We start from the raw sequence: 19,467 nt of genomic DNA on the forward strand, positions 1-19,467 counted from the left end.
TCGCCAACATGGCTGCCGAAAAGGCCTGTCGATAAATGGCGGCGCGGGAACAGGGTTTCGTCAGACAAAAGGATGAATTCTTGTGGTTAGCCGTCTGCCGTCATGTGTGTTACAGACCCGACACAAGCATTTCAGACTGTAGAAGGCCGATGCTGGAAAACATATCTCTCGAAGAGACACTTGTGGGTTACTACACTTGGAACGTCGGGCAAAATCTGGTCTATCTGGATGCCGTGACCGCCCGCCTGCGTGAATTCTCCCCGGAAGAAGCCGCCCACGGCATTCCGGTTGAAGACTTCATTGCGCAGATCGAGAGTGGCTCGCGGGCCCGCGTCGCCAAGGCTGTTTATAATTCGCTGACGAATGGCGTGTTCTACGATCAGGAATACCGCATTCGGCTCAAATCCAGCGGTTTTCGCTGGTTGCGGACGACGGGAAGAGTGATTCTGGATGGCGACCGGATCCCGATCATGGCCATGGGCACGGTGCGGGATGTCAGCGCGGGCAAGGTTTTGTTGATGTGACATGCAGCCGGCCGCAGCTTTATGAGGCGGCCTATCGATTTTATGTCGTTCATTGTTTGATGTTGCGGTGACATGGTCCGGCAGATCGCAATTTTGCTGTTTCAGATCTTTCTGGCCATAGGCCTCGGCATAGCAGGCATCCGCATTGCCTCGCTTGTCGATGGCGAGTCGACCTCTGCGCCGACGGGTCTGGCCGCCAATACGGAACTGCTGTGGACGACCGCGCCGGTGCGGGTGGATCCTCGCAGCCAGACGTACGAGCGGATTGCGACACCGCCCGATCTCTATCCGCTGAAAATGCATGCCGACCAGCGCCTGCGGGTGATCTCCAGCAGCCGCTTCACCTTCAAGGGTGAGGAATTCCAACTCGCCGGCGTGGAGGAGATCGAACGCAACCGCGTCTGCACCGGTCCCGACGGCCGCCGTTACGCCTGCGGCCTCAATGCCTTCAAGGCGCTGCAGAACCGCCTGCGCGGCCGATATCTGGAGTGTCGCGAGATGGGGGAGGAGCGTAGTACGCCGCGGTCTGTCGAATGCCGGATCAACGGGCAGGATGTGCGGGCGTTGTTGCAATAACGATTGCTTCAAGCCGCGTTGCGCAACGTGATAAACCGGTTGGCCGAATTTGAGATATTTTTGTCTTGGAAAGATTTGGTGGAGCTAAGCGGGATCGAACCGCTGACCTCTTGCATGCCATGCAAGCGCTCTCCCAGCTGAGCTATAGCCCCATAAGGGTTCCGGCATTTCTTCCGGTTCCGGGAACCGAAGCGGTTGTTGTTCCGTTCGGTGGCGGCTTACTACTGCGGCTTTCCGGCGAGTGCAAGCATAAAAAACGGCCCGGCGTCATTTTTTTGTCGTCGGGCCGAATTATCAAGTAAAATCAAGCTTCTTCGTCGTCGCCCGGTACGCCGATGATGCCGGACATGTCGTCGTCGTCATCTTCGTCATCGGTTTCGAGGAAGGTGTCGTCGTCGTCGTCGATTTCGACATCATCGTCGTCGTCGCCCAGATCAGGGATATCGTCGCCGCTGTTGTCGCCATCGGCATCTTCCAGCGAAACGAGTTCGACTTCCGTGTTTTCGGCGTCGACTTCCGCCACTTCCTCTTCCTCAGCCTGCTCCATCTTGGCCTGAGCCGTGCTTTCCTCGAAGAAGGAGAGCGGCCAGGACTTGCCGCTATAGGGAGAAACGACCGGGTCGCGGTTCAGATCGTAGAATTTCTTGCCGGTATCGGGGTCTGTACGCTTGGTACCAAGTTCCGTTTTTGCCACTGTCTAAGCCTCAAATTGTCGAATGAGTTTCGGTGTGTACGCCGTAAAACCGGCATAGACGGTAAAATTTATAGCCGGTCCCCTTAATCGTTGCGCTCTTTCGTGTCAAAGACAAACTTCGGGTGCTGCCTCCCATGGCGCAAGCCCGATGTGTGAATGCTGATATAAAAAGAGAGGCATTACACACTTTATTATATCTATAACGGATGCACAGACGGGACGCTTCATGACCTTTACGATTGCCATAGACGGGCCCGCTGCGGCGGGCAAAGGAACGCTTTCGCGCAAGATCGCGGAGACCTATGGCTTTCATCATCTCGATACCGGGCTGACCTACAGGGCAACCGCCAAGGCTCTTCTGGATGCCGGCCTGCCGCTCGATAACGAGGCGGTGGCTGAGAAAATGGCGCTGGAGCTTGACCTTGCGGGGCTCGACCGCGCCGTTCTTTCCCGGCACGAGATTGGCGAGGCGGCGTCGAAAATCGCTGTCATGACGCCGGTGAGGCGTGCGCTCGTCAAAGCCCAGAAGCTTTTTGCCATGAGGGAGCCGGGCACGGTGCTTGACGGACGCGATATCGGCACCGTGGTTTGCCCTGACGCGCCGGTGAAGCTCTACGTCACGGCCTCTGCCGACGTGCGGGCGCGGCGCCGTTACGATGAGATTCTGGCCAATGGCGGTAACGGCGATTATGATGCCATTTTCGCCGAGGTGAAAAAACGCGACGAGCGCGACATGGGCCGCGCCGACAGCCCGTTGAGGCCAGCTGAAGACGCGCACTTGCTAGATACGTCGGAAATGAGTATAGAGGCGGCGTTTCAGGCCGCGCGCACGATTATCGACGCCGCTCTGAAGAGATAGGTTTTTCGCGGAACGGCTTGCCGCTGTCTGCGTTTAGTCCGGAATTGCCTGAAGACATGTCCTTGCGCCGGAAAGCCTTTTGAAAAGGCGGGCATGGGTTCGGGTATCAACAACACTAGCCCACCGGCGCTTTGTATTCGCCCCCGCGCGGATGCATTCAGGAGATTTCATGTCAGTATCTACCCCCACGCGCGACGATTTCGCAGCGCTTCTCGAAGAATCCTTTGCCTCTAACGATCTTGCCGAAGGCTATGTTGCCAAGGGTATCGTCACGGCAATCGAGAAGGACGTCGCGATCGTTGACGTCGGTCTGAAGGTCGAAGGTCGCGTTCCGCTCAAGGAATTCGGCGCGAAGTCCAAAGACGGCACGCTGAAGGTCGGCGACGAAGTCGAAGTTTACGTCGAGCGCATCGAAAATGCTCTGGGCGAAGCCGTTCTGTCGCGCGAGAAGGCTCGCCGCGAAGAAAGCTGGGTCAAGCTCGAAGCCAAGTTCGAAGCTGGCGAGCGCGTCGAAGGCGTTATCTTCAACCAGGTCAAGGGTGGTTTCACCGTCGATCTGGACGGCGCTGTTGCCTTCCTTCCGCGTTCGCAGGTCGACATCCGTCCGATCCGCGACGTTACCCCGCTGATGCACAACCCGCAGCCCTTCGAAATCCTCAAGATGGACAAGCGTCGCGGCAACATCGTTGTTTCTCGCCGTACGGTTCTCGAAGAGTCGCGTGCCGAGCAGCGTTCTGAAATCGTTCAGAACCTCGAAGAAGGCCAGGTTGTTGACGGCGTCGTCAAGAACATCACCGACTACGGTGCGTTCGTTGACCTCGGCGGCATCGACGGCCTGCTGCACGTTACCGACATGGCATGGCGCCGCGTCAACCATCCTTCGGAAATCCTCAACATTGGCCAGCAGGTCAAGGTTCAGATCATCCGCATCAACCAGGAAACCCACCGTATCTCGCTCGGCATGAAGCAGCTCGAGTCCGATCCGTGGGATGGCATCTCCGCCAAGTACCCGGTTGGCAAGAAGATCTCCGGTACGGTCACGAACATCACCGACTACGGCGCATTCGTTGAGCTGGAGCCGGGCATCGAAGGCCTGATCCACATTTCAGAAATGTCCTGGACCAAGAAGAACGTCCATCCCGGCAAGATCCTGTCCACGAGCCAGGAAGTCGACGTTGTCGTTCTCGAAGTCGATCCGTCCAAGCGCCGTATCTCGCTCGGCCTCAAGCAGACGCTGGAAAACCCGTGGCAGGCATTTGCCTTCAGCCATCCGGCCGGCACTGAAGTCGAAGGCGAAGTCAAGAACAAGACCGAATTCGGCCTGTTCATTGGCCTCGAAGGCGATGTTGACGGCATGGTTCACCTGTCGGATCTCGACTGGAACCGTCCGGGCGAACAGGTCATCGAAGAGTTCAACAAGGGTGACGTGGTCAAGGCTGTCGTTCTCGATGTTGACGTCGAGAAGGAACGCATCTCGCTCGGCATCAAGCAGCTCGGCAAGGATGCTGTCGGTGAAGCCGCAACCTCCGGCGACCTGCGCAAGAACGCAGTCGTTTCGTGCGAAGTCATCGCCGTTAACGACGGTGGCGTGGAAGTGAAGCTCGTCAACCACGAGGACATCACCTCCTTCATCCGCCGCAACGACCTCGCACGCGATCGTGACGATCAGCGTCCGGAGCGTTTCGCAGTTGGCCAGGTTTTCGACGCCCGCGTCGTCAACTTCTCGAAGAAGGACCGCAAGGTCATGCTTTCGATCAAGGCTCTGGAAATCGCTGAAGAGAAGGAAGCCGTCGCACAGTTCGGTTCGTCCGACTCGGGCGCTTCGCTCGGCGACATCCTCGGCGCGGCTCTGAAGAACCGCGGCGAATAATCGCTTCGATCTTTTGACATGAAGAACCCGCCGGAATTTTCCGGCGGGTTTTTTATTGGCCGTATGTTGAGCAGGTGAGCGGGTACAGCCGCACTCTTCTCAGAGCATGCCGCTCATCTTGAGATAATAATTCTCCGCGCTGTCGTCGGAAGCCGCTGCGGGCGTGCTTTCCCGCTCGTCGATCGCGTCATTGGCGGTGATGCGTTCTTCCGTTTCCCCCTGATCATCGGAATTGTCAGCGCCTGCCTCGGCCTCGTCTTCTGCTTCATCCTCGGAAAATGGACCGCCGCCACGGGGTGGTGTTTCCGATCCATGATCTTCATCTGCCGGCGGATAAGCGACGAGCGGCAATGGCGTGCCGTCTTTTACGAGAGCCGCGGCGATCAGGGATTGCGAGGCCGATTGCTCCAGCATGGCCATTCTCGCCTCTGGATCCAATGTGCCGCGGGGCAACGGCTGGGCATCGGATCGATGGGGCAAGGTCTCAGTGTCGTCGCCCGAAGGGCGGGCATTGGCCGTGGCGAAGGCGGCTTTTTCGGCGGGTTGGTCTTCGAGAGGCTGCGCCGGAACGCCCTGTGGCGTGATCGGAAGCTGCAGTGTTGCGTTCGCTCTGGTGGGGAGTTTGCCGGTCGCGGCGGCCAGCAGAAGATTGGCGACGGTCTCGCCGTCGCCTTCCGCCTGGCCGGCGAGGGACGGCAAGACCGGGCGGGCTTCCTTTTGCTCGATCTTCATCATCTCGCGATGCAAAAGGGTAGGGCGTGTCTCGCTGGTCTCCGCGCGTGGTAGATTGGCCGGGCGCGGCTCTGCCGGGGCCTCTTTGGGAGCGCTGTCCGTCTGTAGTGGAAGCGGACGCAGGGTGTTTTCCGTTTTTGCACCGGGTTTCGTCGCATCGCCGGGCAATTCGGCTGTGTCGGCAGGCGGGGCGGCAAGAGGGACGCGCACATCCGGCTGTGCGGTCAGCGCCGCCACCGTGGCCTTTACTGCTGCGCCGCTGAAGGCAAGCGGGCCGATGAGCAGGGGCAGCAGCCGGCTCGCTATCGCGGAATTTGCCGGCTGTGCCGTCGCGGTCGGGTTCTGTCGGCTTTCCGCATTCTGGCTCGGAGCGTTCGGCTGTTTCGGCTGGACGGGCTGTGCAGGAGCGGGATTGTTCTGCTGATAGGAAGACACGACCGCCTTGGTCGCGAGATCCATTCCCCTGTATCGAGAAAGCTCGATCAGTAGCGCCAGGCGGGCGGCATCCGGCCCGGTCGGCTGTTTCAGGATTTCGGCGAGCATCGCAAGGGTCAGGCCCTGCAAGGCTTTTCCGACCTGCTGTTCCAGCGCCATACGCTGGGCAGCGGGCAGGGTGCGCAGGGCCTCCGTCAGCCGCGTCACATAGGTCTCGATGGCTTCACCATCCCGCCGGGGCAGGTTCATCAGCTTGCCCAGCGCTTCCGCCAGAACTGCCGTGCTGCGGGAAAGCTGGAATTCGCTGGTAAGGGAGGCGATTGCGGCGCGGGCGAAAAGGCTGCTGCTATTTTCAGGGACAGGATTGCTCGTCTGCGGTGGCACGGCGTCCTTCACCTGTGCACGCGGTGTCAGCGGTAAGTTCGTGCCATAGGCGGCATCGGCAGCCGCAATTTTCTGTACAGGCGGTAACATGCTGCGCTCCGTTCCTATCGGTGACCGCGGCTGGCTGCGAAAGGACCAATCCCCATTGGCTCTCTGATCCGCATCTGGCTTGAATGTTGAAAAATCGCCGCGCCGGTGATGTACAGGTGTCATCTCGCCCGCTCATGCGGGAGCGCCATATGCGCCCCGGCCGTTATGCCGGTTTCTGCGCATATAGAATCATCTGGTTCAATCTTGGCTTGCAGATATTAAGATTTGGCTAACCAACGCATTGCGCACGACGGCGCGCTCAGGGTGAGATACCGATGAACATGCGGTAAAGGCCATTATCGTCTGAGTTGACAGAGGAAATATGGTCGGGGTCGCTGGTTGCGGCCTCAAAAGCCTCTGGTGGCATGGCGTCGAGCCAGCTTGCTTTGGGAAGGCTTCGTTCCGGTTGCATCTCCACGGGCGCGATGGGCTGGTCCTCGTCACCGGCTGCGGCAAAGGCAGCGTCATCGGGAACGAGTGGCGGGGCGGCCATGGACAGCAGGGCCTCCGCCGCATCGGGCTCGTTGTCGTAAACGACGCTGGGGGATAGGCCGGAAATATCGGTCATGTCTGAACTCACATCATGTTTCGCTCAAGTGACGTCGCAAGCGGCAATCATGCCGCCTTTTTCTTCAGCAGTTCGTAAAGACCATTATCGTCGATCGAGATCGGCAGAATCGCAGTGCGGGCGTCTTTAACGAGCCCCTGCGCATCGAGCAGTTTTTTGGCCTCGTTTTCCGCATCGGCGGGATTGGCGGCCGCCTCTGTGCTTTCGGGTTCATTTTCGTTTTCAGCCGGGGCGGCTTCTTCCTTCGGTGTCGCCGCAAGCACGGAGATCAGGGCGGTTTCCGGTGAAATATCGACCGGCTCCTGCGTGTCGGCACCTTCGGCTTTGTCGTTCTTGGAAGCATCGATATGCTCCTTCACGACGTCCTGAAGTTCCTGCACGTCTTCAAGCTTGCCCTGCACATCGAGGGCCTTGATATCTTTTTCGCGCTCGGCCTTCACTTCGGCATCGTTGATTTCGCCAATGCGTTCTTCACCACGCTCGGCCTGCAACTCTTCCTTGGTCTTCGGGTCTGCGACGTCTTCGAGGCGCTGGATGATCTTCAGAGTTTCCCGCGTCATGAAGCGGGTGCCCTGCGCCTGATCGTTCAGGGCATCCTTCACGGCACGCGCCTCGTCGCCATAGGGGTTGGCGATGGCGGCGATCATCTGCCGGGCGGAGATGCCGAGTTGTTTGAGGCCGGTGGAATCTTCGAGATCGCTGACATTTTTCGGCAAGGTCGCGCGCATCGCCATGATGGCTTTCGACATCTGCTCGCCGAAATCCTCTTCCTTGCCTGTCAGGCCGGCACCCTTTGCGATACGGGCGGCGAGGGCGGCCATGGGATCGGTCTTGGCGGTGACGCCGTTGTTCAGCACCTCCGTGACCTGCGTTTCCGAAACGCCGAAGGAGATCAGGGAAATCGGTGTGGCTTTTCCCTGCGCATCGGTCTTTTCGAAATTGTCGGTGAGGGTCAGCGCATCCTGAAGTCGCCGGGCGAAGGAGAAACTCGACTCGTCTGCGTCCTGCGTGACGCCGAGAGCGGAGGAAAAGCGCGAAACGAGGGAGGCGAAAGCATCGGCGTCCGGCTTCATGATGCCGAACAGGTAGGAACTTATCTTTTCATTGGCGACGCGATGGCTTTCATCCGGCTGCGGCTGGGTCTTGACCGCATCGTCCTTTTTGGTGCCGTTCGCCTTTTCACGCTCTTCGCGCTGGCGGTCCTCGATGGCTTCCACCATCGACCGCATGAGGTCGTTGACTGCAATGCCCGCCGTCTGCTGTAGCGGAGTGATCATCCTTCAAAGTCCCCGGCCGTCCAAAGTTGCGGCCGAGAATAGGCAATTTCGGTAAATCAGTGCTTAAGCCAAGTGCAGACACGCTCAGCTATGGGCGAAAATATCCGTCTCGTCCCAGCCGAGAAGATCAAGCTTCGCACGGGTCGGCAGAAAGGCGAAACAGGCGTCGGCATGCTCGATGCGGCCATCGCGGATAAGACGCGCCGTCAGCTTGTCGCGCAGGGCATGCAGATAGAGCACGTCGGAGGCGGCATATTCGAGCTGCGCGGGCGACAGCGTCTCGGCCGCCCAGTCGGAGGATTGCTGCGCCTTGGAAATATCGACTTCCAGCATTTCCTTGAGATTGTCCTTCAGCCCATGCCGATCTGTGTAGGTGCGGCAGAGGCGCGAGGCGATCTTGGTGCAGAAGACCGGCGTGGTCGTGACCCCGAAGGTGTGGAACAGAACGGCGATATCGAAACGGCCATAGTGAAAAATCTTCTGGCGGGCGGGATCAGCCAACATGTGGACGAGGTTCGGGGCTTGCTTCTGGCCGGCCGCGATGCGGATGACATCAGCCGTGCCGTCGCCGGACGAAAGCTGCACGACGCAGAGACGGTCGCGTCGCGGCACCAGCCCCAGCGTTTCCGTATCGATGGCGATGGCGCCCTTGTAGCGCGCGGCATCTTCGGCGGAAATATCGCCTTCGTGATAACGGATGGTGGCTGCCATGTCTTGCTCCGGAAATTTCCTGTCTGTGGCACCGGCTATAAAGGAAAGAGCGTCTGGGCGATACCGCTTTATGGACCGTTTCCGTGTTGCTGCGGCTTGCCTTTGCGAAACACCCCGGGTTAGTTTCGGATCATCCTTTCCTGACAGATCGCATGAATTCCCGATGACAAAGAAAATCTATCTCGCCGGCCCGGAAGTCTTTCTCCCGAATGCGCGTGAAATGCTCGACCTCAAGGCGTCACTGGCGCGGGAGGCAGGCTTTGTCCCGCTTTCCCCGGGTGACCTGCAGATTCCGCCGGCGGATACCAGGATCGGCCATGGCTGCAACATCAATGAAGTCGATGAGCGGATGATGCTGGAGGCGGATGCGGTGATTGCCAATCTCACCCCGTTCCGCGGCATCGCCGCCGATACCGGCACGAGCTACGAGCTGGGCTTCATGTGTGCGCTGGGCAAGCCGGTTTTCGCCTATACCAATGTCGCCGCCAATCATTTCACCCGCATCAAGGCGCATTATAGCGACGTTGTGGCGCTGGATGAAACAGGCCGGTATCGTGGACCGGACGGGCTGTCGATCGAGAATTTCGACATGGTCGACAATCTCATGCTGCATGGCGGGATCCTGCGGCGCGGCGGTTTGATCATCGTTGGCGATGCGCCGGAAGAGGCGCTTTATACGGATCTGGCCGCCTATAAACGTTGTCTCGCGGCGGCGGCTGAAAAATTACTGACACAAACTGACCCTGAAAAACTTATATAGTGGAGGCATCATCATGAGCGGCACCATCCTCATCACCGGCGCGACGTCCGGTTTCGGGCAGGCCACGGCGCGGCGTTTCGTCAAGGAAGGCTGGAAGGTCATCGGCACCGGCCGGCGGGCGGAACGGCTGGAGGCGCTGGCGGCTGAACTCGGCCAGGCCTTTCATGGTATCGCCTTCGACATCACCGACGAGGATGCGACCGAAAAGGCGCTCGCGGCTTTGCCTGATGGTTTCAGGGATATCGACATTCTCGTCAACAATGCCGGTCTGGCGCTTGGCACCGCGCCCGCGCCGCAGGTGGCGCTGAAGGACTGGCAGACCATGGTGGACACCAACATCACCGGTCTCCTGAACATTACCCATCATCTTCTGCCGACGCTGATCAAGCAGAAGGGCATTGTCGTCAACCTCTCGTCGGTGGCCGCCCATTACCCCTATTTGGGTGGCAATGTGTATGGTGGCACCAAAGCCTTCCTGCGGCAGTTCTCGCTCGGTCTTCGCTCCGACCTGCACGGCAAGGGTGTCAGGGTGACCTCGATCGAACCCGGCATGTGCGAAACGGAATTCACGCTGGTGCGCACCGGCGGCAATCAGGAAGCCTCGGATAATCTCTACAAGGGCGTCAATCCGATTACGGCCGACGATATCGCCAATACGATCTATTGGGTCGCCTCGCAGCCGAAGCATATCAACATCAACAGCCTTGAACTGATGCCCGTCAACCAGTCCTTCGCGGGTTTCCAGGTCTATCGGGAAAGCTGATTTCTCAATGATTTCCGTGGGAGTGCCAAAAAACAAAGCAGGAATTTTCGAGCTATGCAAAAATGCAATGCTGCATTGCGAGACTTGCTCTGGAAAAAATCGCTGAGGCCGCTATATTCAAATCATCGAAGCGACGCACTCCTCCTCCCAGTGTCGCTCGATGTGGATCGGTGGTACTCCTCCTCCCAATCGCCGATCAAGTTTGAAGCCTGCCGCACCTCCTCCCGCGGCAGGCTTTTTCCTTTTCTGGGCATCTTTTTCTTTGGAAGTTTTTTTGTCGGCCCCGCTTTATGCGGCAGGCTACGCTATACCCCTTAGATTTCCGGGGGATTTCAGATTTACACGTCAAGGCAAGCTGTGCGGGAATCGGGCCTGCGTCGATCACGATTTCGTTATGTCTAGATGAATATGCACAGTTTTGTGGCGCTGCACCCTGCCGGCCCATTGCTTAGGCCCATGCCTGTGTTTAAGCATGTGGAAAAGAACGCTTGGGAGGCTGCCGGCACGCTTGTGTCCGTGAGCCCGAAAGCGGCGGGGAGAGAATGGCAGAGTTTCAAGAGGCGCTGAAGCGATTTCAGCCGATCGCGGTTTCATCGATCGCTGAAGACGAGTTCAGATTGCGACTACGCGGCCTTCAGGCGCGGATGATCCAGCAAAATGTGAAGGCAGTCTGGCTCGATGCATCATCGTCGCTGACCTATTATACCGGTCTCTCGCTTGGCCTTTCCGAGCGCATTCACGGTGCTCTCATTCCTGCCGAGGGTGCGCCGCTCTATATCAGCCCAACCTTCGAAGAGCCGAAACTGCAGACGCTCATCCGCATTGCGGGTGACGTTGCCGTCTGGGAAGAGGATGAAAGTCCCTTCGACCTGATGGCAAGCCGCATTGGTGCGCTTTCCTGTCCCGGTCATCTTGTCGCGATCGATCCCGCAACCCCCTTTGTCTTCGCATCCGCCCTGATGCAGCGCCTGGAAGGCCGGATCATTTCCGCCCAGCCGATGATCGTCGCGCAGCGGCAGGTCAAGTCTGCTGCCGAAATCGCACTCATACAGACGGCGATGGATGCGAGCTATGGCGTGCAGAAGGCTGTTTTCGAAGGGCTGCGTCCGGGGATCTCGACCACCGAAGTCGCCGATTTCGTCAACGCCGCCCATATTGCGCTCGGCCTGAAGCCGCTTTTCGTGGCGGTGCAGTTCGGCGAAGCGACGGCCTATCCGCATGGCGTGCCCTATGCGCAGACGCTTGTAGAAGGCGATATGGTGCTGGTCGATCTCGGCGCCATTCTTCACGGCTATCGTTCTGATATCACCCGCACCTATGTCTTCGGCACGCCGACCGAGCGCCAGCGTTTTCTCTGGAACGCCGAACGCGACGCGCAGGCTGCGGCCTTTGCGGCCGCCACACTGGGTGCCGCCTGCCAGGATGTCGACAAGGCGGCGCGCGACAGCCTGAAAGCGGCCGGTTTCGGCCCCGATTATCAGGTTCCCGGCCTGCCGCACCGCACCGGCCACGGGCTTGGGCTGGATATTCACGAAGAACCCTATATCGTTGCAGGAAATGCCACGGCGCTTGAGCCGGGCATGTGTTTTTCCATCGAGCCGATGTTGTGCGTTTATGGCGAGTGCGGCGTCCGTCTCGAAGATATTGCTTACATGACGGAGGCGGGGCCACGCTGGTTCTGCCCACCGGAAACGAACCTCGACCGGCTGTTTCAGCCGGTCGCCGGGTAATTGGTCGGAAGGCGAAAGACCGAACGGCGACACGGGTTTCCGCGTCGTCGCTGACCAGAAGAGGTAGGCCCCCAACGGGGCCGCAGGAACTTAGAAAAAGAGGGAAAGGACCACCAGATGAAAACGCTGACCCGCAGTTTGCTTATCGCCTCTGCGCTTGCCATGGCTTCCGCCATGCCAGCCATGGCAAAGACCTTCGTTTATTGCTCCGAGGCATCGCCGGAAGGCTTCGATCCGTCGCCTTATACCGCAGGCGGCACCTTCGACGCTTCCGCGCATCCGGTCTACAACCGTCTGACCGAGTTCAAGAAGGGCACGACCGAGGTCGAGCCGGGCCTTGCCGAAAAATGGGACGTTTCGAGCGATGGTCTGGAATATACCTTCCACCTGCGCAAGGGTGTGAAGTTCCACTCCAACGACAAGTTCACGCCGAGCCGCGATTTCAACGCCGATGACGTGATCTTCAGTTACAATCGTCAGGGTGATACCAAGAACCCGTGGAACCAGTATATCGCAGGCATCACCTACGAATATTACAACTCCATGGAAATGCCGTCGCTGATCAAGGAAATCGTCAAGGTTGACGATTATACCGTCAAGTTCGTGCTGACGCGCCCGGAAGCGCCGTTCCTCGCCAACATCGCCATGCCTTTCGCGTCGATCGTCTCGAAGGAATATGCCGATACGCTTGAGAAGGCCGGCACCAAGGAAGACTTCAACAACCTGCCGATCGGCACCGGTCCGTTCAAGTTCGTCGCCTATCAGAAGGACGCGGTCATCCGCTACCAGAAGAATGCCGACTACTGGGGTGATGCACCGAAGATCGACGATCTGATTTTCGCGATCACGCCTGACGCGGCCGTTCGCCTGCAGAAGCTGAAGGCCGGCGAATGCCACCTGATGCCTTACCCGGCCCCTGCTGACCTTTCCACGATCCGCGCCGACAAGAACCTCAAGCTCGACGAGCAGCCGGGTCTGAACGTCGCCTACTTCGCCTACAACACGACCGTCGCGCCTTTCGACAAGCCGGAAGTGCGCAAGGCGCTGAACATGGCGATGAACAAGCAGGCGATCATCGACGCCGTGTTCCAGGGTGCCGGCACGGTTGCCAAGAACCCGATCCCGCCGACCATGTGGTCCTATAACGACAGCATCAAGGACGACGCATACGATCCGGAAGCGGCCAAGAAGGCTCTCGAAGCTGCTGGCGTCAAGGATCTGACGATGAAGATCTGGGCGATGCCGGTTCAGCGTCCCTATATGCCGAACGCCCGCCGCACCGCCGAGCTGATCCAGTCGGATTTCGCAAAGGTTGGCGTCAAGGCCGAGATCGTCTCCTTCGAATGGGGTGAATACCTCAAGAAGTCGACCGAAGTTAACCGCGACGGTGCCGTCATTCTCGGCTGGACCGGCGACAACGGTGACCCTGACAACTTCATGGGCGTTCTGCTCTCCTGCGCCGCAACCGGCGAAGGCGGTGCAAACCGTGCGCAATGGTGCAACAAGGAGTTCTCCGAACTTCTTTCCAAGGCAAAGCAGACCACTGATGTTGCCGAGCGCACCAAGCTTTACGAGCAGGCGCAGGTGATCTTCAAGGAACAGGCTCCGTGGGCGACGCTTGCGCACTCCACGCAGTTCGTTCCGATGTCCGCCAAGGTTTCCGGCTTCACCATGAGCCCGCTTGGCGACTTCACCTTCGAAAACGTCGATATCGCTGAGTAATCCCAAACAACTGGACGCGCGGAAGAACCCTGTTCTTCCGCGCGTCTTTTCAGGAAAAAACCATGATCCGGTTCATTTTCGGCAAACTTCTCTATCTCGTTCCGACCTTCCTCGGGATTACCATCGTCGCCTTCGCCTTCGTGCGCGTCCTGCCGGGAGATCCCGTGCTGCTGATGGCGGGCGAACGTGGCATATCGCCTGAGCGGCATGCGCAGCTTGCCGAACAGCTCGGCTTCGCCCAGCCCATCTGGGAGCAATATCTTCATTTTCTCGGACGGCTGCTTCAGGGCGACCTCGGCAATTCGCTGGTCACCAAGAAACCCGTTCTGACCGAGTTCCTGGCGCTCTTCCCCGCGACGGTCGAGCTTGGCCTTGTCGCCATCATCATTGCAACAGTGATCGGCGTGCCGGTCGGCGTCATCGCCGCCATTCGTCGTGGTTCCTGGTTCGACCAGATTTCCATGACGACGGCGCTTGTCGGTTTCTCCATGCCGATTTTCTGGTGGGGGCTGCTGCTCATCATCATGTTCTCCGGCATCCTGCAATGGACACCGGTGTCGGGCCGTATTTCGCTGATGTATTTCTTCCCCTCCGTCACCGGTTTCATGCTGATCGACAGCCTGATTTCAGGACAGAAGGGCGCTTTTGCGTCGGCCCTGTCGCATCTCATCCTGCCCTCGGTGGTGCTTGCCACGATTCCCTTGGCGGTGATCGCGCGCCAGACGCGCTCGGCGATGCTGGAAGTCCTGGGTGAGGATTATGTTCGCACGGCACGGGCAAAGGGCATGTCGGCCTCCCGCGTCGTCGGCATTCATGCGCTGCGCAACGCCATGATCCCGGTCATCACCACCATCGGCCTGCAGATCGGCGTGCTGATGGCTGGTGCCATCCTGACCGAAACCATCTTTTCCTGGCCGGGCATCGGCAAGTGGATGATCGATTCCATCTCGCGCCGCGACTATCCCGTCGTGCAGAGCGGCCTGCTTCTGATCGCGGGTCTGGTGATGGTCGTCAACCTGCTCGTCGATCTGACCTATGGCCTCATCAATCCGAGGATCCGTCACAAATGACCGATGTGATCACCACCCCCGGCGTCCGCCTTTCGGATGCTGCCATTCGCCGCCGGATGATCGCCGATTTCTGGTTCTATTTCCGCCAGAACCGCGGTGCCGTCATCGGCCTTGCCGTCTTCATTCTTCTGGTTCTGATCGCGGTTTTTGCAGCCGTAATTGCGCCGCATGATCCGACCCAGCAATATAGAGATGCTCTGCTCGTCCCGCCGGTCTGGCAGGATGGAGGCCGTGCTGCGTTCCTGCTCGGCACCGATGCTGTCGGCCGTGACATGCTGTCCCGGCTGATCTACGGCGCGCAGTACTCGCTGTTCATCGGCGTCGTCGTCGTTTCCATCGCCCTTGTTGGCGGCATCGTCATCGGTCTCGTCGCCGGGTTTTTCGGCGGCTGGGTGGATACCGTCATCATGCGCGTGATGGACGTCATCCTGGCGTTTCCGTCGCTGCTGCTCGCTCTGGTGCTGGTTGCGATCTTGGGTCCCGGATTGACCAACGCCATGATCGCCATCGCCATCGTCTATCAGCCGCATTTTGCGCGCCTGACGCGCGCCGCTGTCATGAGCGAGTTGCGACGTGAATATGTCACCGCTGCCCGCGTGGCCGGTGCCGGCAATCTGCGGCTGATGTTCAAGACCATCCTGCCGAACTGCCTTGCGCCGCTGATCGTTCAGGCGACGCTGTCCTTCTCGTCCGCCGTTCTCGATGCTGCGGCGCTCGGCTTCCTCGGCATGGGTGCACAGCCGCCCGCCTCCGAGTGGGGCACGATGCTCGCCGAAGCGCGGGAGTTCATCCTGCGTGCCTGGTGGGTCGTGACCCTTCCCGGCCTGACGATCCTGATCTCGGTGCTGGCCATCAACCTGATGGGTGACGGCCTGCGTGATGCGCTCGATCCCAAACTGAAGCGGAGCTGAGCAATGAGCCTGCTGAAAATCAAGAACCTCACCGTTAAATTCGCCACGGCCACCGGTGCCTTCACGGCTGTCGACGGCATCGATGTTTCCGTCGACAAGCACGAGGTACTGGCCATCGTTGGTGAGTCCGGTTCCGGCAAGTCGGTATCGATGCTCGCCGTCATGGGGCTTCTGCCCGATACGGCGACGATTACCGCCGATGAGATGACCTTCGACGGCAAGAACCTTTTGAACATGTCGTCGCAGGAGCGCCGCAGGGTGATCGGCCGGGAGATCACCATGATCTTCCAGGAACCCGTCGCCTCGCTCAACCCGTCCTTCACGGTCGGTTTCCAGATCGAGGAAGTTCTGCGCCTCAATCTCGGCATGAGCGGTGCCGCCGCGCGTGCGCGTGCTCTGGAACTCTTCCAGGCCGTCGGCATTCCCGAGCCGGAAACCAAGCTCAAGGCTTATCCGCATCAGATGTCGGGTGGCCAGTGCCAGCGTGTGATGATCGCCATCGCGATTGCGTCCAAGCCGCGCCTTTTGATCGCCGACGAGCCGACGACCGCGCTCGACGTGACGATCCAGAAGCAGATCCTCGACCTGCTGATGAAGCTGCAGGAAGAATATGGCATGGCGCTGATCCTCATCACCCATGACATGGGTGTGGTGGCGGAAACCGCAGACCGCGTCGTCGTGCAATATAAGGGCCGCAAGATGGAGGAGGCGGATGTCTTGAGCCTCTTCGAAGCCCCGCAGCATCCCTATACCAAGGCACTGCTTTCGGCCCTGCCGGAAAATGCCACTGGCGACCGTCTGCCCACGGTCTCCGATTTCTTCGGCAAGGAGGGCGTTCGATGAGTATCGTTGTCGAAGGCAAGGGTATTACCCGCCATTATCACGTTCCCGGCGGCCTGTTCGGCGGCGCAAAGACGGTTCAGGCCCTGAAGGGCATCGATTTTGCCGTTGAGCGCGGCAAGACGCTGGCTATTGTCGGCGAATCCGGTTCGGGCAAGTCGACGCTTGCCCGTATCATCGCGTTGATCGACCCGGCATCGGGCGGTGAGCTCAAGATCGACGGTAAGCCGGTCGATATCGCCAGGCGTCGGCCGGACACGCAGATGCGCTCCAAGGTGCAGATGGTGTTCCAGAACCCCTATGGCAGTCTCAACCCGCGCCAGAAAGTGGGCGACGTGCTGATGGAACCGCTCATCATCAACACGAAAATACCGGCTGCCGAGCGCCGCGAGCGGGCTGAGGCCATGCTGGTCAAGGTCGGTCTCGGCCCTGAGCATTTCAACCGTTATCCGCACATGTTCTCGGGCGGCCAGCGCCAGCGCATCGCCATTGCGCGTGCGCTGATGCTGAATCCGGCGCTGCTGGTTCTGGACGAGCCGGTCTCGGCACTCGATCTTTCGGTGCAGGCGCAGGTCTTGAACCTGTTGCGCGATCTTCAGGAAGAATTCGAGCTGACCTATGTTTTCGTCAGCCACGATCTTTCCGTGGTCCGCTATATCGCCGACGACGTGCTGGTCATCTCCAAGGGCGAGGCCGTGGAGCAGGGCTCGCGCGAGGAACTTTTCGCTAATCCGAAGCATCCCTATACGCGTCAGCTTTTTGCCGCGACACCGATCACGGATGTCGACGCCATCCGCGCCCGCGTGGAGCGCCGCAAGGCGGCACGGCAGGCCGCGACGGCCTGAGGTCGATGGGTGGAACGATCAACAGTCGAAAGGGCCGGATTTCCGGCCTTTTCTTTTTCGGCTCAGCCAGCGGCCTCTTTCAGCAGACGCACTTGCCGCAACGTGTTCTGCCGGCTGCGCTCCAGATGCCGCCAAAGCGCATCGACGATCTGGACCTTGCTGCGGGCGGCGACGGCGTCGGCGATATTCTGGTGTTCTTCGACGGAGCGTGCGTAATCGCCGAGGATCGACACGAACACCGTGTGGGTCTGGTCGAGAATACGTTCATGCGTGCCGGAAATGACCGGAATGCGAGCGGCGGAAACGAGGGTTGCATGGAAGCTGCGATCGAAAAAAAGCGCTTTCGACAATTCATCGAGCGTTGAGCCCTTGGCGAATGCGCGGTGTTGCGCAAGGCTTTCCACCAGTTGCGCATGCAAGGCGTCGTTTAATTGCCCGGCATCGAAAGCCACTTCCACCGCACCTTTTTCCAGCAGCATTCTGGCGGCGTAAAGCTCCTCCACATCCTCCACGGTAAAATCACGCACCACCATGCCGCGCCTTGAGGAATTGACCACCAGGCCATCGGCTTCGAGTTTCAGGCAGGCTTCCTTGACGGGCGTGGGGCTGATGCCAAGATCGGCGGCAAGCTCATTGGGCAGCAGGCGTTCGCCGCCGCGCAATCTGCCGCTGACGATACGGGCGCGCAGTTCCCGATGTGCCTGATCGGCGAGTGTGACTTTGACCAGCGTGTTCATGAGGGCATCATCACCCAGCTTGGCGGGACAGGCAATGGCTGAATATTAAAAATAAAAAATTTTTTATTTTACAAAGATCGTTTTTCCGTTAGCTCTATCTCCATTGGATACCAACCGCCGGAGGAGGGCGGGAGGTCGCTTCACCAATACCGTCGCCGCGGCCACAGATCGCGGAAGCGTGTCTGTTTCTCCTCGCAAGCCGTTCAAGCAACGAGGAATGACCGATCATGAAAATAACTGCTGTCGAACCTTTCATCCTGCATCTGCCGCTGACATCGGAGTCCATCTCCGATTCCACCCACAGCATCACCCATTGGGGCGTTGTTGGCGCGAAAATCACCACGAGTGACGGGATCGAGGGTTATGGTTTCACCGGCACCCATGCGCATCTGCCGTCCGACAGGCTGATTACATCCTGCATCAGCGATTGTTATGCGCCCCTTCTGCTGGGCGAGGATGCATCCGACCATTCAAGGCTGTGGACGAAACTTGCCCGTTATCCCTCTCTGCAATGGGTCGGCCGGGCGGGCATCACCCATCTGGCGCTCGCCGCGGTCGATGTAGCGCTCTGGGATATCAAGGCGAAGAAGGCCGGCGTGCCGCTCTGGCACTATCTCGGTGGCGCCCGCACGGCAGGGGTGGAGGCTTATAATACCGATATTGGCTGGCTGTCCTTCACGCTGGAAGACTTGCTGGCGGGCAGCGCCAGGGCGGTGGAGGAAGACGGTTTCACGCGGCTGAAAATCAAGGTCGGGCATGACGATCCGAATATCGATATTGCCCGCCTTACCGCCGTTCGCGAACGTGTCGATTCCGCTGTTCGTATTGCCATTGATGGCAACGGCAAGTGGGACCTGCCAACCTGTCAGCGTTTCTGCGCGGCAGCGAAAGATTTGGATATCTACTGGTTTGAGGAACCGCTCTGGTATGACGACGTCACCAGCCATGCCCGGCTGGCGCGCAACACCTCCATTCCGATTGCGCTGGGGGAGCAGCTTTATACGGTGGATGCGTTTCGTTCCTTCATCGATGCCGGCGCAGTTGCCTATGTCCAGCCTGACGTGACGCGGCTTGGCGGCATCACCGAATATATCCAGGTGGCTGATCTCGCACTCGCCCACCGCCTGCCCGTCGTGCCGCATGCGGGTGAGATGAGCCAGGTGCATGTGCATCTGAGCTACTGGCACCCGGCGTCGACCATCCTCGAATATATTCCGTGGATCAAGGATCATTTCGAAGAGCCGATCCATGTGCGTGACGGTGTCTACAAACGGCCGGAGCAGCCGGGCGCTAGCACCACGCCGCTGGCTGAAAGCTTCACCCGTTATGGCAAGGCGGTGAAATAAAAAAAGGCGGCGCAGAGAATGCG

General features: G+C 59.3%; 19 protein-coding genes and 1 tRNA gene. 13 read left to right on the top strand and 7 right to left on the bottom strand.

The window, feature by feature from the left end; genetic code table 11:
• The first annotated feature begins 149 nt into the window (after positions 1 to 149).
• Both ATU_RS19160 and ATU_RS19165 read left to right on the top strand, forming a co-directional pair.
• On the top strand, positions 150 to 524 hold the full coding sequence (locus ATU_RS19160; RefSeq protein WP_035255738.1) for a PAS domain-containing protein: 375 nt from the start codon (positions 150 to 152) through the stop codon (positions 522 to 524).
• A 72-nt stretch (positions 525 to 596) separates the two neighbouring features.
• Positions 597 to 1,100: a thermonuclease family protein gene (locus ATU_RS19165; protein ID WP_010973564.1), complete on the top strand. Its 504-nt coding sequence runs from the start codon at positions 597 to 599 to the stop codon at positions 1,098 to 1,100.
• A 76-nt stretch (positions 1,101 to 1,176) separates the two neighbouring features.
• On the opposite strand, the gene ATU_RS19170 is transcribed toward ATU_RS19165, so the two are convergent.
• A tRNA-Ala gene (locus ATU_RS19170) sits at positions 1,177 to 1,252 on the bottom strand.
• Positions 1,253 to 1,404: 152 nt separating this feature from the next.
• Positions 1,405 to 1,794, bottom strand: a complete 390-nt coding sequence (locus tag ATU_RS19175) for a TIGR02300 family protein (RefSeq protein WP_006313825.1) — start codon at positions 1,792 to 1,794, stop codon at positions 1,405 to 1,407.
• A 226-nt stretch (positions 1,795 to 2,020) separates the two neighbouring features.
• On the opposite strand from ATU_RS19175, the gene cmk reads away from it, so the two are divergent.
• Both cmk and rpsA read left to right on the top strand, forming a co-directional pair.
• Complete coding sequence (cmk, locus tag ATU_RS19180; RefSeq protein WP_010973565.1) at positions 2,021 to 2,653, top strand: (d)CMP kinase; 633 nt, start codon at positions 2,021 to 2,023, stop codon at positions 2,651 to 2,653.
• Between the two features lie 169 nt (positions 2,654 to 2,822).
• Positions 2,823 to 4,523: a 30S ribosomal protein S1 gene (gene rpsA, locus ATU_RS19185; RefSeq protein ID WP_006313829.1), complete on the top strand. Its 1,701-nt coding sequence runs from the start codon at positions 2,823 to 2,825 to the stop codon at positions 4,521 to 4,523.
• A gap of 99 nt (positions 4,524 to 4,622) precedes the next feature.
• Here the strand turns inward: rpsA and ATU_RS19190 are convergent, their stop codons facing one another.
• The 4 genes from ATU_RS19190 to ATU_RS19205 all read right to left on the bottom strand — a co-directional run bounded on the left by ATU_RS19190 (position 4,623) and on the right by ATU_RS19205 (position 8,720).
• On the bottom strand, positions 4,623 to 6,164 hold the full coding sequence (locus tag ATU_RS19190) for a hypothetical protein (RefSeq protein ID WP_010973566.1): 1,542 nt from the start codon (positions 6,162 to 6,164) through the stop codon (positions 4,623 to 4,625).
• A gap of 259 nt (positions 6,165 to 6,423) precedes the next feature.
• The gene (locus ATU_RS19195) at positions 6,424 to 6,732 is read right to left on the bottom strand and encodes a hypothetical protein (protein WP_010973567.1); all 309 of its coding nucleotides are present in this window, start codon (positions 6,730 to 6,732) and stop codon (positions 6,424 to 6,426) included.
• A 47-nt stretch (positions 6,733 to 6,779) separates the two neighbouring features.
• The gene (locus ATU_RS19200) at positions 6,780 to 8,009 is read right to left on the bottom strand and encodes a hypothetical protein (protein ID WP_010973568.1); all 1,230 of its coding nucleotides are present in this window, start codon (positions 8,007 to 8,009) and stop codon (positions 6,780 to 6,782) included.
• Between the two features lie 84 nt (positions 8,010 to 8,093).
• Positions 8,094 to 8,720, bottom strand: a complete 627-nt coding sequence (locus ATU_RS19205; protein ID WP_010973569.1) for a ribonuclease D — start codon at positions 8,718 to 8,720, stop codon at positions 8,094 to 8,096.
• Positions 8,721 to 8,883: 163 nt separating this feature from the next.
• Here ATU_RS19205 and ATU_RS19210 point away from each other — a divergent pair, with 163 nt between their 5' ends.
• The 8 genes from ATU_RS19210 (at position 8,884) to ATU_RS19245 (ending at position 17,361) form a co-directional block, all read left to right on the top strand.
• The gene (locus ATU_RS19210) at positions 8,884 to 9,480 is read left to right on the top strand and encodes a nucleoside 2-deoxyribosyltransferase (protein WP_035255741.1); all 597 of its coding nucleotides are present in this window, start codon (positions 8,884 to 8,886) and stop codon (positions 9,478 to 9,480) included.
• 13 nt (positions 9,481 to 9,493) lie between these two features.
• Positions 9,494 to 10,243, top strand: coding sequence for an SDR family oxidoreductase (locus ATU_RS19215; RefSeq protein ID WP_010973571.1), 750 nt, complete (start codon positions 9,494 to 9,496; stop codon positions 10,241 to 10,243).
• 542 nt (positions 10,244 to 10,785) lie between these two features.
• Positions 10,786 to 11,973, top strand: coding sequence for a M24 family metallopeptidase (locus ATU_RS19220; RefSeq protein WP_010973573.1), 1,188 nt, complete (start codon positions 10,786 to 10,788; stop codon positions 11,971 to 11,973).
• Positions 11,974 to 12,090: 117 nt separating this feature from the next.
• Positions 12,091 to 13,695 (top strand): ABC transporter substrate-binding protein, encoded by a 1,605-nt coding sequence (locus ATU_RS19225; protein ID WP_006313842.1) that lies wholly within the window; start codon positions 12,091 to 12,093, stop codon positions 13,693 to 13,695.
• 62 nt (positions 13,696 to 13,757) lie between these two features.
• Positions 13,758 to 14,765, top strand: a complete 1,008-nt coding sequence (locus tag ATU_RS19230; RefSeq protein ID WP_010973574.1) for an ABC transporter permease subunit — start codon at positions 13,758 to 13,760, stop codon at positions 14,763 to 14,765.
• Entirely contained in the window at positions 14,762 to 15,676 is a 915-nt protein-coding gene (locus ATU_RS19235; protein ID WP_010973575.1) for an ABC transporter permease subunit, read from the top strand. Before ATU_RS19230 ends, ATU_RS19235 begins: the two co-directional genes overlap by 4 nt.
• Before the next feature lie 3 nt (positions 15,677 to 15,679).
• Complete coding sequence (locus ATU_RS19240; RefSeq protein ID WP_006313845.1) at positions 15,680 to 16,519, top strand: ABC transporter ATP-binding protein; 840 nt, start codon at positions 15,680 to 15,682, stop codon at positions 16,517 to 16,519.
• Entirely contained in the window at positions 16,516 to 17,361 is an 846-nt protein-coding gene (locus ATU_RS19245) for an ATP-binding cassette domain-containing protein (protein ID WP_010973576.1), read from the top strand. The genes ATU_RS19240 and ATU_RS19245 overlap by 4 nt, the downstream gene beginning before the upstream one ends.
• Positions 17,362 to 17,423: 62 nt before the next feature.
• Here ATU_RS19245 and ATU_RS19250 read toward each other — a convergent pair whose 3' ends face one another.
• Positions 17,424 to 18,098 carry a GntR family transcriptional regulator gene (locus ATU_RS19250; RefSeq protein WP_010973577.1) on the bottom strand — a complete coding sequence of 225 codons (675 nt, stop codon included), beginning with the start codon at positions 18,096 to 18,098 and terminating at the stop codon, positions 17,424 to 17,426.
• A gap of 227 nt (positions 18,099 to 18,325) precedes the next feature.
• Between ATU_RS19250 and ATU_RS19255 the strand changes: the two genes are divergently transcribed.
• On the top strand, positions 18,326 to 19,444 hold the full coding sequence (locus tag ATU_RS19255; RefSeq protein WP_010973578.1) for a mandelate racemase/muconate lactonizing enzyme family protein: 1,119 nt from the start codon (positions 18,326 to 18,328) through the stop codon (positions 19,442 to 19,444).
• Positions 19,445 to 19,467: the final 23 nt, after the last annotated feature.

The sequence above is a fragment of the Agrobacterium fabrum str. C58 genome (assembly GCF_000092025.1).
Taxonomy (GTDB): domain Bacteria; phylum Pseudomonadota; class Alphaproteobacteria; order Rhizobiales; family Rhizobiaceae; genus Agrobacterium; species Agrobacterium fabrum.

Excerpts from the sequence above, each read along its gene's own strand:
- ATU_RS19200 (WP_010973568.1), bottom strand. The coding sequence starts at position 8,009 with ATGATCACTCCGCTACAGCAGACGGCGGGCATTGCAGTCAACGACCTC.
- ATU_RS19225 (WP_006313842.1), top strand. The coding sequence starts at position 12,091 with ATGAAAACGCTGACCCGCAGTTTGCTTATCGCCTCTGCGCTTGCCATG.
- ATU_RS19165 (WP_010973564.1), top strand. The coding sequence starts at position 597 with ATGGTCCGGCAGATCGCAATTTTGCTGTTTCAGATCTTTCTGGCCATA.
- ATU_RS19220 (WP_010973573.1), top strand. The coding sequence starts at position 10,786 with ATGGCAGAGTTTCAAGAGGCGCTGAAGCGATTTCAGCCGATCGCGGTT.
- cmk (WP_010973565.1), top strand. The coding sequence starts at position 2,021 with ATGACCTTTACGATTGCCATAGACGGGCCCGCTGCGGCGGGCAAAGGA.
- ATU_RS19205 (WP_010973569.1), bottom strand. The coding sequence starts at position 8,720 with ATGGCAGCCACCATCCGTTATCACGAAGGCGATATTTCCGCCGAAGAT.
- ATU_RS19160 (WP_035255738.1), top strand. The coding sequence starts at position 150 with ATGCTGGAAAACATATCTCTCGAAGAGACACTTGTGGGTTACTACACT.
- ATU_RS19245 (WP_010973576.1), top strand. The coding sequence starts at position 16,516 with ATGAGTATCGTTGTCGAAGGCAAGGGTATTACCCGCCATTATCACGTT.
- ATU_RS19240 (WP_006313845.1), top strand. The coding sequence starts at position 15,680 with ATGAGCCTGCTGAAAATCAAGAACCTCACCGTTAAATTCGCCACGGCC.
- ATU_RS19190 (WP_010973566.1), bottom strand. The coding sequence starts at position 6,164 with ATGTTACCGCCTGTACAGAAAATTGCGGCTGCCGATGCCGCCTATGGC.
- ATU_RS19255 (WP_010973578.1), top strand. The coding sequence starts at position 18,326 with ATGAAAATAACTGCTGTCGAACCTTTCATCCTGCATCTGCCGCTGACA.
- ATU_RS19195 (WP_010973567.1), bottom strand. The coding sequence starts at position 6,732 with ATGACCGATATTTCCGGCCTATCCCCCAGCGTCGTTTACGACAACGAG.
- ATU_RS19210 (WP_035255741.1), top strand. The coding sequence starts at position 8,884 with ATGACAAAGAAAATCTATCTCGCCGGCCCGGAAGTCTTTCTCCCGAAT.
- rpsA (WP_006313829.1), top strand. The coding sequence starts at position 2,823 with ATGTCAGTATCTACCCCCACGCGCGACGATTTCGCAGCGCTTCTCGAA.
- ATU_RS19250 (WP_010973577.1), bottom strand. The coding sequence starts at position 18,098 with ATGAACACGCTGGTCAAAGTCACACTCGCCGATCAGGCACATCGGGAA.
- ATU_RS19235 (WP_010973575.1), top strand. The coding sequence starts at position 14,762 with ATGACCGATGTGATCACCACCCCCGGCGTCCGCCTTTCGGATGCTGCC.
- ATU_RS19215 (WP_010973571.1), top strand. The coding sequence starts at position 9,494 with ATGAGCGGCACCATCCTCATCACCGGCGCGACGTCCGGTTTCGGGCAG.
- ATU_RS19230 (WP_010973574.1), top strand. The coding sequence starts at position 13,758 with ATGATCCGGTTCATTTTCGGCAAACTTCTCTATCTCGTTCCGACCTTC.